The organism is Polaromonas sp. P1_E11 (genome assembly GCF_056405995.1).
In genome coordinates this window covers 43290-55077 of record NZ_JBFUBA010000009.1, presented here as the reverse complement: position 1 = coordinate 55077, position 11788 = coordinate 43290, and the positions used below count along the sequence as shown (strand labels likewise).

Here is an 11788-nt window from a genome sequence, read left to right as displayed (position 1 = left end):
CCGGGCGTCGCCACGCGCCTTGATTGGCGGCTTTCTCACCCCATTCGCATTTGCATAAATAGCTTTAACAGGCCCTGACTGGCGCAGGAACGGTTTGTGGTGCTAGTATTCGCTCATCGGGATTTCAGCCTCCCGAATCTTCACAGATAGACGGTGTCCCGTCCAAGCGCTGGCAACTCATTGGAGTACTCCGTGGACACCTCTACCCTTTCCGTTCCTTCCATTTCCCCCCAGGATCTCGCAGCCCGTATGGGCCGTGCCGATGCACCCTTGCTGCTCGACGTCCGGCGCAAAGGCAAGTTCCTTGAAAGCTCCCATCTGATTGCAGGCGCCCGGCGCTGCGCACCGGAAGACATTGCAAGCTTTTCCATCTCACAGCCGCCACGCGAAGTCGTGGTGTATTGCGTCTATGGGCACAACGTCAGCGCGGATGCTGTCACTGAACTGCGCGCTGCGGGCTGGAATGCGTACGCGTTGTCCGGCGGTATCGAAGGCGGTGAAGACGGCGTTGATACGCCGCAAGATATCGCCCGATGGCGAGCGCAGCGCCCCGCCACCGTCCTCAAGCGGCCCGAATGGGGCGTCACCGGGGAGCAGCCCTCGCGCTGGATCACGCGTGAGCGCCCCAAAATCGACCGCATCGCCTGCCCCTGGCTGGTACGCCGTTTTATCGATGCCCGTGCGGAATTCTTCTACGTGCCGACCCCGCAGGTGCTGGATGAAGCCAGACGGCTGGGTGCCGTGGCCTATGACATTCCTGGTGCGCCGGTCTCGCATGAAGGCGAGCTCTGCAGTTTTGACACCCTGCTCAAAGCCTTTGCGCTGACCGATCCAGGCCTGGACGCGCTGGCGCGCATCGTGCGCGGCGCCGATACAGACCGTCTCGAACTCGCGCCGCAATCGGCCGGGCTGCTGGCGTTCTCACTCGGCCTCTCGCGTCTGCACGCGGACGATGACCACGCCATGCTGGAGGCCGCCATGCCGTTATACGACGCGCTCTACGCATGGTGCCGCAGTGCGCAAGGCGAGCCGCACAACTGGAAACCAGAAACCATGACCGGAGCCGCCAAGTGACCACCGCCTTGCCATCTTCCCTCCCTTTGCCCCATGAACGGCCGTCGGCCGTGTCTTTTGCTGATGCGCTCAGGTTCTGGCTCAAGCTCGGCTTCATCAGCTTTGGCGGGCCCGCCGGACAGATCGCCATCATGCATCGCGAACTGGTCGAGCAAAAACGCTGGATCAGCGAGCGGCGCTTTCTGCATGCGCTGAACTACTGCATGCTGCTGCCCGGCCCCGAGGCACAGCAGCTGGCCACCTACATCGGCTGGCTCATGCACCGCACCTGGGGCGGCATCGTGGCAGGCGCGCTGTTTGTGCTGCCTTCACTGTTTATCCTCATCGCGCTCAGCTGGGTCTATGTGGCCTTTGGTGATGTGCCTCTGGTGGCGGGCCTGTTTTACGGCATCAAGCCGGCGGTGGCCGCCATTGTGCTGCAGGCGGTGCATCGCATCGGCTCACGCTCCTTAAGAAAACCGGCCCAGGCGCCCGTTTTATGGGCGATAGCAGCTATTAGTTTTATAGCAATCTATGCGTTGAACCTGCCGTTTCCGCTGATCGTGCTGGGCGCGGCGGTGGTGGGGTGGCTGGGGGCCCGCTTCTCGCCGGCACAGTTTTCCGGTGGCGCGGGGCATGGCGAGGCGAAGCTTGGGTATGGGCCGGCGCTGATCGACGACGACACGCCGACACCGGAGCACGCCCGCTTCAAGCCTTCGCGCCTGGCCGCCGTATTGGGCGTGGGCGCGGTGTTGTGGCTATTGCCCATGGGGATGTTGATGGCGACACGGGGCTGGGATGCCACGCTGACGCAGATGGGCTGGTTCTTCACCAAGGCCGCGCTGCTCACCTTCGGTGGCGCTTATGCGGTTCTGCCCTATGTTTACCAGGGAGCGGTGGAGCAGTTCCACTGGTTGACCGGCCCGCAGATGATCGACGGGCTTGCGCTGGGTGAAACCACGCCCGGCCCGCTGATCATGGTGGTGGCTTTCGTCGGTTTTATGGGCGGCTGGGCAAAGCAGGTGCTGGGGCCGGACATGCTGTTTTTCGGCGCAGCGCTGGCCGCCTCCGTTGTGACCTGGTTCACCTTCCTGCCCTCCTTCCTGTTCATCCTGGCTGGCGGGCCACTGGTGGAGTCCACGCACGGCAAGCTGCATTTCACCGCGCCGCTCACCGCCATCACAGCGGCGGTGGTTGGCGTGATCGCCAGCCTGGCGTTGTTTTTTCTGGCACACATTGCCCTGCGGGCCGACACCGGGGGTTCATGGTTGACCAGGGTGGATTTCTACGCGCTGGCCATCACGCTGGGCGCTGCCGTGGCCTTGCTGCGCTACAAGCGCGGCGTGATCCAGGTCATCTTTGCGTCGGCCCTGGCCGGCCTGCTGCTCCGTTTGTCCGGCCTGGCCTGAGCCCCACGGCGGGTGGTCGGCGGCCTTGGGCGCGGTATGCTCAGGTCCTCGTGATGGAACCTTCCGACCCCCGTGCATCCCGGTCATCAATTCCGCTCCTGGAACGCCTTTTTGGCGACTGGGTGCGTGAGGTGTCGCCCGCCACTTTGCGGGCTGACGCGATGGCAGGGTTGCTGGGCGCAGTGCTGGTGCTGCCGCAGGGCATTGCCTTCGCGACATTGGCCGGCCTGCCCCCCGCCTACGGCCTTTACACCGCCGTCATTCCCTGCATCATCGCTGCGCTGTTCGGCTCCAGCCGGCATGTCATGTCGGGCCCTACCAACGCCAACTCGCTGGCCCTGTTTGCCATGCTCTCGCCGCTGGCCATGGCTTTCAGCCCGCTGTACATCCAGCTCGCGCTGGCCGTTACCGTGATGGTCGGCGTCATGCAGTGGCTGATAGGCGCGCTGCGCCTGGGCGTGTTGGCCAACTTCATCTCGCCGGCCGTGCTTTTCGGCTTTACGTCGGGTGCGGCCTTGCTGATCGCCGTGCATGCGTTGCCCGATCTGTTGGGCCTGCCGACCGCGCCTGAACATAGCGCGGGGGCGGTTCTGGGACATGTTCTCACGCAGATCGCTTCCGCCCAGCCCCTGGCGCTGGGTGTTGCGGCCATCACCCTGGGTGTCGCGCTGCTGTTGCGCCACCTGCGCCGCAACTGGCCTTACATGTTGATTGGATTGGCGGTGGCCACTGCGCTGGCCTGGGTGTGGAGCAGCCTTCTTCATCCCGGTGCTGCACCCTCCGCCTCGTTGCGTACTGTGGGCCAGATCCCCGTACCCTGGCCGAGGTTCGAAGTGCCGCGCATCAGCTGGGCGCAGGCCGCCGACCTCATCGGCCTGGCATTCGCCCTGACCATTGTCGCGTTGGGCCAGGCGATCTCCATCGCCAAGACCGTGGCGCTGCGCTCGGGCCAGCGCATAGATGCCAACCGCGAATTCCGAGGCCAGGGGCTATCCAACATCGTCGGCGGGTTTTTTTCGAGCTATGTCTCCTGCGGTTCGATGAACCGCTCCATGCCCAACCTGGAAGCCGGTGCGCGCACGCCGCTGGCCTCGGTATTTTCCGCTCTGCTGCTGTTGGCTCTGGTGGCGGTAAGCGCGCCGTTGCTTGCCCAGATACCCATGGCCGCACTGGCGGCACTGCTGGTGCTGGTGGCGTTCGCGCTGCTGGACTTCGCGCGCTGGCGCCAGCTGTTCACTTTGAGCCGCAGCGACTTTGGGGTGGCGATGGCCACCATGGTGGCGACCGTCACCATACGGCTGGAGATCGCGATTTTGCTGGGCATGATTTTGTCGCTGATGTCCTTTCTCTACCGCACGTCAAAACCGGCAATGCGCACCATGGGCTTTGACAGCCGTGGGCTGGACCGGCAGTTTGTGGTCGTTGACAACAGCGTTGACGCAGGGGCTGACGTTGTTCCCGCACAGAAGGCCGAAGCGTCGATGGAAGCAACGCCCCAGGCCTTGCCGGAGTGCCCGCAACTCAAGCTTTTGCGCATGGAAGGCGAGGTCTACTTCGGCGCAACGCAGCACGTGGCCGACATCCTGCACGCGCTGCGCACCCAGCCCCAGCCGCAAAAACACCTGCTGGTGATGGGCAAGAGCATGAACTTCATCGACCTGGCCGGCGCCGAGCTGTGGGAGGCCGAGCTTGCCGCGCGACGCGCCATGGGTGGCGACTTGTACTTTCACCGGCCAAGGCCTGAAGTGATCCGCATGTGGCGCAAGACCGGTTTCACCAGCGTGCTGGGGCCTGAGCACCAGTTCCCCGACAAGTTCACGGCCATCTCCACCATCTTCAATAAACTGGACCCCGAGATTTGCCGCCGCTGCACCGCGCGGATATTCTGGGAATGCCAGTCCGCGCCCGGTCCCGACACCCCCGCCACTTGAAACCCCATGCCCCAATTCGCCGCCAACCTCAGCTGGATGTACACCGAGCTTCCCATGGGCGAACGCTTTGCCGCCGCCGCGCGTGATGGCTTCACGGCTGTGGAAATTCTGTCCCCCTATGCCTGGGCCCCACACGAACTCAAGGCCATCCTGCAACAGCACGGCCAGCAGCTGGTGCTGTTCAACGCGCCGCCGGGTGGTGTGGATGTGGCCGGCGTCGAGAAGGCTTGGGCTTCCTCGCAAAAAGGCACGGCCTGCCTGCCGGGCCATGAAGCCGAATTCCGTGGCGGCATCGCGATTGCGCTGGAGTATGCGCAAGCGCTGGGCTGCCCGCGCATCCATGTGATGGCGGGCATACTGCCCGCCGGGGTGGAGCGCGAAGCGGTGCAACCGACCTATGTGAACAACCTGCGCGAGGCGGCTGCGTTGGCGGCCAAGGTAGGTGTGGACCTGTTGATTGAGCCCATCAATACCCGCGACATTCCGCGCTTCTTTTTGAACCGGCAAGACCATGCGCATGAAATCATCCGCGAAGTCGATGCGCCCAATGTCAAGGTGCAGATGGATCTTTACCACTGCCAGATCGTTGAAGGCGACCTGGCCATGAAACTGCGCAAATACCTGCCCACGGGCCACGTCGGCCATCTGCAGATCGCGGGCGCGCCCGGTCGCAATGAGCCGGATGTCGGCGAGATCAACTACCCCTATCTGTTCGCGCTGCTCGACGAGCTCGGCTACAGCGGTTGGGTAGGGTGTGAATACAAACCGCTGCGCGGCGCAGAAGCCGGCGCTACGCCGGCCGGGCTGGGCTGGCTGAAAAAATTTCGCGAACACGCCTGAGCGCGTTCGCAGCATTCAGCGCGCGCAACGAAACGTCAAATTGATGCGCTGCCTGCCCAGGCGCGCGTGTTCGCCCCCGGCCAGCGGCGCCACGCCGTGATAAGCCAGCCGTGACGGGCCGCCCCACACCGCCACGTCGCCATGCACCAGGCGGTATCGTGCTGGGCGGTCGCTGCGATTCAGGCCGCCGAACAGAAACACCGCCGGCAAGCCCAGCGATACCGACACAATTGGCGCCTCCATGGTGCCTTCGTCCTTGTCCTGGTGTAGCGAGAGGCGCGCTCCGGGCTCATAGCGGTTGATCAGGCAGGCGTCCGGCCGAAAATTGCCGAAACCCGCTTCCGCTGCGGCGCGCAGTGCCAGTTCGGCAAAGCAGGCCGGCATGGCCGGCCAGCGTTGGCCTGAAAGCGGGTCTTTCGCGTCATAGCGGTAACCGCTGCGATCGGACACCCAGCCCAGCGCGCCGCAATTGCTCATCGCGACCGACATGGTGTAGCCGCCCGGCGTGACCAGGTGGCGCAGCGGCGCGGCCGCGGTGACGTCTTGCACAGCTTGCAGCAACGCTTCGTCCACCTCGAGGGCAAAGCCGCGCAGCAGCATGGCGCCCGGTGCAATCACCTCGGGCGCGGTGTATGGCGCCGGCACCTCGTCGAAAAGCCCCAAGGTCAAGCGATCTCCTTCATTGAGCGTCATGAAAAATAATGCCCAGCGTGTGCCGGTGGCCACTGCGCACCGTGCTCACGCCGTGCCGCATGTTGACCCGGTAAAAGCCGCGGCTGCCCTGCACCGGCCGGTGATGCACGGCAAATACCACGGCGTCGCCCTGCCGCAGCGGCACCACCTCGGGTCGCGACTGCATGCGCGGGCGCTGCTCCGTCAGCACAAACTCGCCGCCCGTGAAATCTTCGCCCGGGAGCGACAGCAGCACGGCGACCTGTATCGGGAACACGTGCTCGCCATACAGGTCCTGGTGCAGGCAGTTGTAGTCTCCAGGACCATATTGCAAGAGCAGCGGTGTAGGCCGCTGCTGGCCTGCCGCGTGACAGCGTGCGAGGAAATCGGCATGGACCGGCGGATAGCGCACGTCAATCCCCATGGCCTGGTTCCAGGCATTGGCCACGCCGACCAACTGCGGGTAAAGCGTGGTGCGCAGCCGCGCCACGATGTCCGGCAGCGGGCAATTGAAGTACTGGTATTCACCCTGGCCGAAGCCGTGGCGCTGCATCACCACGCGACTGCGGAAATGGCACGCATCGGCATACAGCCCGGCCACGGTTTCGCATTCCTGCGCGCTCAGCAGCTGTGGCAGCACAGCGCTGCCGTGGCGGTTCAGTGTGGCTGTGATGTGCGCCCAGTCATCCGGGCCAGCGCCGGCTTCAGTTGGGTCGGGCAACAGGGTAGGTGCTTCAGAAACAAGTGGCATGCTGCAATCCGTCAGGGCGATGGAGCGTCCATCAACAGCTCAGGATAAATCCGGCGGCTCGCTGACGCTCGCCAGAACCGGACATTTCATTCAGCTGCGATCAAGCCGCCAACTCGGTCAGGATAGGGCAGTCGGGCCGGTTGTTGCCCTGGCAGCAATGCGCCAGGTGACCCAGGGTCAGCTTCATCGCTTCCATCTCCGCAATGCGGCGTTCCAGGTCGGCTACATGGGCCAGTGCGATGCGTTTGACGTCTGCGCTGGCGCGGCGCTGGTTTTGCCACAGCTTGAGCAGTTCGGTGATCTCGGCCATGCTGAAGCCCAAGGTACGGGCCCGGCGTATGAAGCGCAGCGTGTGCACTTCTTTTTCGCCGTATTGGCGGTAGCCAGCGTCGGTGCGGTGCACCGTGGGCAGCAGGCCCAGCGATTCGTAGTGGCGAATCATCTTGGCGGACACGCCCGAGTGCGCAGCGGCCTGGCCGATGTTCAGCGGGCCGGTATCAATGGGTTCAGTCATGGTGGCTTCCTTTCCAGCGGCGCAGCAGCAGGGCATTCATCACTACGCTGGCGCTACTCAGCGCCATGGCGGCGCCGGCGATCACCGGGCTCAGCAGTCCCAGCGCAGCCAGCGGAATGCCGACCACGTTGTAGACAAAGGCCCAGAACAGGTTTTGGCGAATCTTCGCGTAGGTGCGGCGCGAGATGTCGATGGCGTCGGCCACCAGCGCTGGGTTGCCGCGCATCAGCGTGATGCCGGCTGCATGCATGGCCACGTCGGTGCCGGTAGACATCGCAATGCCCACGTCGGCCGCCGCGAGCGCCGGCGCATCGTTGATGCCGTCACCCACCATCGCCACGCGCCCGCCGTTTGCCTGCACGCTGGCTTTGAGCTGGCCGATGAGGGCGGCCTTGTCTTCTGGCAGCACCTGGCTGTGCACAATGTCTATCCCGAGTTGCCGGGCCACCGTTTCGGCGCTGCCGCGGTTGTCGCCCGTTATCAACGCGGTCTGTATGCCCAGTGCATGGAGGCGGGAGATCGCGGGCGCAGCGCTGCTTTTGAGTGTGTCGCCAAACGCCATCAGGCCCAGTAGCCGAGGCGTTGCCGTCACTTCGGCCAGCCACGACACGGTGCGGCCCTGGGTTTCGAGTTCTTTGGCGCGAGCGTTTAGCGCGGCGAAGGTGCTCAGGTCCAGGTCCAGCTCCTGCATGAAGCGCGGGCTTCCCAACCGGAGTTCGCGGCCCGCCACCACGGCGGCCATGCCGCGGCCGGCGACGGCGCGCAGCTCTGTCGCTGCCGGAATCACGAGCTGCTGCTCCGCCGCACGCCGCGTGACCGCGCGGGCCAGCGGATGTTCGCTGCCCGACTGGATGGCGGCGGCCCAGGCCAGCAATTCACCGGCAGCGATAGCGTGGGGCTCCAGCGCCACCAGTTCGGGCTTGCCTTCGGTCAGCGTGCCGGTCTTGTCGAAGGCCACGACCTTGACGCTGTGCGCCACTTCCAGCGCCTCTGCGTCTTTGATCAGGATACCCTGGCGTGCGGCGGCGCCCGTGCCCACCATGATGGCGGTAGGCGTGGCCAGACCGAGTGCACAGGGACAGGCGATCACCAGCACAGCGACTGCATTGAGGATGGCCGCCTCCCAGTCCTGCGTGGCCAGGCCCCAGCCCAGCAGCGTCACCAGGGCAATGGCGATCACCACTGGCACAAACACCGCGCTGACCTGGTCCACCAGCCGCTGTATTGGTGCTTTTTTGGCTTGGGCCGATTCGACCATGCGCACGATGCGGGCCAGCGTGGACTCCGCGCCTATGGCCGTGGTGCACACCACGATCAGGCCTTCGGCGTTGACCGCGCCCCCAGTGACGTGGTCGCCCGCGTGTCTGGCAACCGGCAGGCTTTCGCCGGTGATCAGCGACTCGTCTACCTGCGTGGAGCCCTCGACGATCTCTCCGTCGACCGCGATGCGTTCGCCGGGGCGGACCACCACCAGGTCGCCAAGTTGAACCTCCTGCAGGGCAACGTCTTCGTCTTTTCCATCGCGGCGGCGGCGTGCAGTGTCGGGGCGCAATGCTTGCAGCGCGCGGATGGCTGCCGTCGTCTGGTGTTTGGCGCGCGCTTCCATCCATTTGCCCAGCAGCACCAGCGTGATGACGACTGCCGAAGCTTCGAAGTACAAGTGGGCCATGCCGTGGTCGCCGTGCTGCAGCAGCTGGTAGACGCTCAGCCCGTAGGCTGCCGACGTGCCCAGGGCCACCAGCAGGTCCATGTTGCCGGTGCGGGCGCGCAGGGCGCTCCAGCCGGCGCGGTAAAAACGCGCACCCAGCCAGAATTGGACCGGTGTGGCCAGCAGCCATTGCAGCCAGCCATTGAGCATCCAGTCCTGGCCGAACAGCGCGCTCACCATGGGAAGCGCCAGCGGCGCGGACAGGACCGCCGCCAGAGCGATAGGCCACCAGGCGGCAGCGGGTTTGTCCGCAGGATGCGCTCCGTCAGCGGCGAGTTCCCGCGCCTGGTAGCCGGCCTTGGCCACTGCGGCCATCAGCGCGGCCAGCATGGTGGCATTGCCCACCACGCTGACTTCAGCGGTCTCGGTGGCCAGGTTGACGCTGACCGACAGCACCCCTGGCACCTGGGCAATCGCTTTTTCGACGCGCGACACGCAGGAGGCGCAGGTCATACCCTCTATCTTGAGTTGCCGCGATTGTTCGGCCACGCTGTAGCCGGCTTTTACGACAGCCGCCTTCAGCGTCTCCATGCCGACGTCGCTGTGCGCCTTGACGTTAGCCTGTTCGGTTGCGAAATTGACGCTGACGTCCTGTACACCCGGGACATTGGCCAGCGAGCGTTCCACGCGCGCCACGCAAGACGCGCAACTCATGCCTTCGATGGGGAGTTGCCACTCGGTCAAAGTGGCGGTGGCGGCTGTGCTTGAGGGGGAGGTGTTCATGGCTGCAGTTTGAACCTTACCACCATGGGAGGGTCAAGGCCAATACTGCAATAGCCCTGAACAAGGTCAGGACTTGGCAGGCGCCGCTTGACCCTCCCCCCATGGGAAGGTTCAGACTCAGGCCCAGGCTGTATCAACTTTCAGGAAATACGTTTATGGAATTCACCATCCCCGCCATGAGTTGCGGCCATTGCGTCGGCGCCGTCACCCGGGCCGTCAAGTCACTGGATCCGGCCGCGCAGGTCAACATCGACCTGGCGTCAAAAAAAGTCGTGGTGCAGTCCTCGCAAGACCAATCCACCGTCGCGGCGGCGCTGGCCGAAGCGGGTTATCCCGCACAGTAGCGCGCCGATATCCGACGGGAATGGCGTTGGGGCGTCGATAGAATGGCCCTTCCTTCCTCACTGAGCCGCCTAGTGTCCGACCGATTCGCCGTCCTTCCCCAATACCTGTTTCCCAAGCAGGCGTTGACCAACTTCGCCGGTTTCGTGGCATCGCGTGAGCGCGGCTGGGTCACTACCGAAATCATCCGCCGCTTTGTCGCCAAGTACCAGGTCAACATGGACGAGGCCCTCAATTCAGACATTGCCAGCTACCTCACCTTCAACGATTTCTTCACGCGCGCGCTCAAGCCTGGCGCGCGGCCGCTGGCTGGCGCCGATCTGATCTCGCCCGTGGACGGCGCCATCAGCCAGTTCGGTGCGATAGAGAAAGACCAGATCTTCCAGGCCAAGGGTCACAGCTATTCGACCACCGCGCTGGTGGGCGGCGACGCAGCGCTGGCGGCGCAGTATCAGGACGGCCATTTCGCCACGCTCTACCTGAGCCCCAAGGACTACCACCGCATTCATATGCCCACAGGCGGCCGGCTGGTGCGCATGATTTATGTGCCGGGCGAGCTGTTTTCCGTCAACCCGGTTACCGCGCGCGGCGTACCGGGCCTGTTCGCGCGCAATGAGCGCGTGGTCTGCGTTTTTGAATCGGCGCGCGGGCCCTTTGTGCTGGTGCTGGTCGGCGCGACGATTGTCGGCAGCATGGCCACGGTGTGGCACGGTGTGGTCAACCCCCCGCGCGGCAAGGTGGTGCGGCAATGGGACTACCCCGACGAGCCAACCTCCGCCATTCGCCTCAAGCAGGGTGAGGAAATGGGCCGATTCCTGTTGGGTTCCACCGTTGTCATGCTGTTTCCCAAAGGGCCGCTGCAGTTCAATGCCGAGTGGGCGCCCGGCCGCGAAATACGGCTCGGCGAAGCCATGGCGGTCTGCGGTTAAGCAGAAGGCGTGAAGCCCAGGCGGTTTAAAAGTGCCATGGCCGCCGCCGGCGCCCTTTCCTTGGCACCGTTGATGAAATACACAAACACGTCGCGCGCCTTGCCCTGTGCCGGGGCTTCTTCCAGCGTCGGCAGGTCGGCCGGCGCGGAGCCGTCAGCCCATTGCCGCGCGCGCTCAGCCCAGGCGTTCAGCGCGCTTTCCTCGTAGCCGGTCTCCAGGCCTGCTTCGCTCATCATGAGGCGGACATAGGCGAAGTCACCCGTGAGGTCGGCGAAAGACGGAAATTTGTCAGCGTCGGTAAATACAGTGGCGACCTTGTAACGGCGCGCCAAGGCCAGGTAATCGGGCGACATAAAGCTCTCGTGGCGAACGTCGACGACATGGCGCAGCGCCCGGCCGTCCACCTGTTTGGGCAGCAGCGACAGAAACGCCTCGAAATCCCCTGCCTCAAACACCTTGCCGGGCATGAATTGCCAGACGACGGGGCCCAGCTTGTCGCCCAGTTCGCTGATGCCGCTTTCAGTGAAGCGCTGGATGGACTCGCCCGCCTCGGCCAGCACGCGGCGGTTGGTCGCGTAGCGCGAGGCCTTGAGGGAAAACATGAAGTTGTCCGGCGTCTCGTCGTGCCATTTCCTGAAGCTGGCCGGCTTGAGCGTGCCGTAGTAGGTGCCGTTGACCTCGATGGCGCTCAGCCGGCGGCTTGCGTATTCGAGTTCGCGGCTGTGCGCCAGGCCGGCTGGGAAAAAGTTGTCGCGCCAGGGCTCAAAGGTCCAGCCGCCCACACCAGCGCGGATGCGGGAATCGGCTGCCGTGGAAGGCGTGGCGGCGGAAGATGGCGCGCGTGCGCGGCTTGCTGGTGTCATGGCGGCTCCGTGGCGTACTTGTCTGCTTTCTCGTCCAATTGGAGGAGTTATCT

General features: G+C 64.6%; 11 protein-coding genes. 6 read left to right on the top strand and 5 right to left on the bottom strand.

Features of this window, described 5'->3' with window-relative positions; all coding sequences use genetic code 11:
* The first annotated feature begins 192 nt into the window (after positions 1–192).
* From AC1D11_RS21650 to otnI, 4 genes are read left to right on the top strand one after another with little or no spacing between them, the layout of a single operon-like run.
* A complete protein-coding gene (locus AC1D11_RS21650; protein WP_477648526.1) occupies positions 193–1074 on the top strand; it encodes a chromate resistance protein ChrB domain-containing protein in 882 nt (293 codons plus the stop codon).
* Positions 1071–2462 (top strand): chromate efflux transporter, encoded by a 1392-nt coding sequence (chrA, locus tag AC1D11_RS21645; protein ID WP_477648527.1) that lies wholly within the window; start codon positions 1071–1073, stop codon positions 2460–2462. Before AC1D11_RS21650 ends, chrA begins: the two co-directional genes overlap by 4 nt.
* A 53-nt stretch (positions 2463–2515) precedes the next feature.
* The gene (locus tag AC1D11_RS21640; protein WP_477648528.1) at positions 2516–4393 is read left to right on the top strand and encodes a SulP family inorganic anion transporter; all 1878 of its coding nucleotides are present in this window, start codon (positions 2516–2518) and stop codon (positions 4391–4393) included.
* Positions 4394–4399: 6 nt separating this feature from the next.
* Positions 4400–5233, top strand: a complete 834-nt coding sequence (gene otnI / locus AC1D11_RS21635; RefSeq protein ID WP_477648529.1) for a 2-oxo-tetronate isomerase — start codon at positions 4400–4402, stop codon at positions 5231–5233.
* Positions 5234–5248: 15 nt separating this feature from the next.
* Here otnI and alkB read toward each other — a convergent pair whose 3' ends face one another.
* From alkB to AC1D11_RS21615, 4 genes are all read right to left on the bottom strand, one after another.
* Complete coding sequence (alkB, locus tag AC1D11_RS21630; RefSeq protein WP_477648530.1) at positions 5249–5902, bottom strand: DNA oxidative demethylase AlkB; 654 nt, start codon at positions 5900–5902, stop codon at positions 5249–5251.
* Between the two features lie 10 nt (positions 5903–5912).
* Positions 5913–6656, bottom strand: coding sequence for a 2OG-Fe(II) oxygenase (locus tag AC1D11_RS21625; RefSeq protein WP_477648531.1), 744 nt, complete (start codon positions 6654–6656; stop codon positions 5913–5915).
* Positions 6657–6756: 100 nt separating this feature from the next.
* Complete coding sequence (gene cueR / locus AC1D11_RS21620; RefSeq protein ID WP_477648532.1) at positions 6757–7170, bottom strand: Cu(I)-responsive transcriptional regulator; 414 nt, start codon at positions 7168–7170, stop codon at positions 6757–6759.
* The gene (locus AC1D11_RS21615) at positions 7163–9601 is read right to left on the bottom strand and encodes a heavy metal translocating P-type ATPase (RefSeq protein ID WP_477648533.1); all 2439 of its coding nucleotides are present in this window, start codon (positions 9599–9601) and stop codon (positions 7163–7165) included. The genes cueR and AC1D11_RS21615 overlap by 8 nt, the downstream gene beginning before the upstream one ends.
* Before the next feature lie 155 nt (positions 9602–9756).
* Between AC1D11_RS21615 and AC1D11_RS21610 the strand changes: the two genes are divergently transcribed.
* The gene (locus AC1D11_RS21610) at positions 9757–9945 is read left to right on the top strand and encodes a heavy-metal-associated domain-containing protein (protein WP_477648534.1); all 189 of its coding nucleotides are present in this window, start codon (positions 9757–9759) and stop codon (positions 9943–9945) included.
* A 72-nt stretch (positions 9946–10017) separates the two neighbouring features.
* Positions 10018–10872 (top strand): archaetidylserine decarboxylase, encoded by an 855-nt coding sequence (gene asd, locus AC1D11_RS21605; RefSeq protein WP_477648535.1) that lies wholly within the window; start codon positions 10018–10020, stop codon positions 10870–10872.
* Here asd and AC1D11_RS21600 read toward each other — a convergent pair.
* Positions 10869–11735 (bottom strand): DUF72 domain-containing protein, encoded by an 867-nt coding sequence (locus AC1D11_RS21600; protein ID WP_477648536.1) that lies wholly within the window; start codon positions 11733–11735, stop codon positions 10869–10871. The genes asd and AC1D11_RS21600 overlap by 4 nt on opposite strands.
* Positions 11736–11788 lie beyond the last annotated feature (53 nt).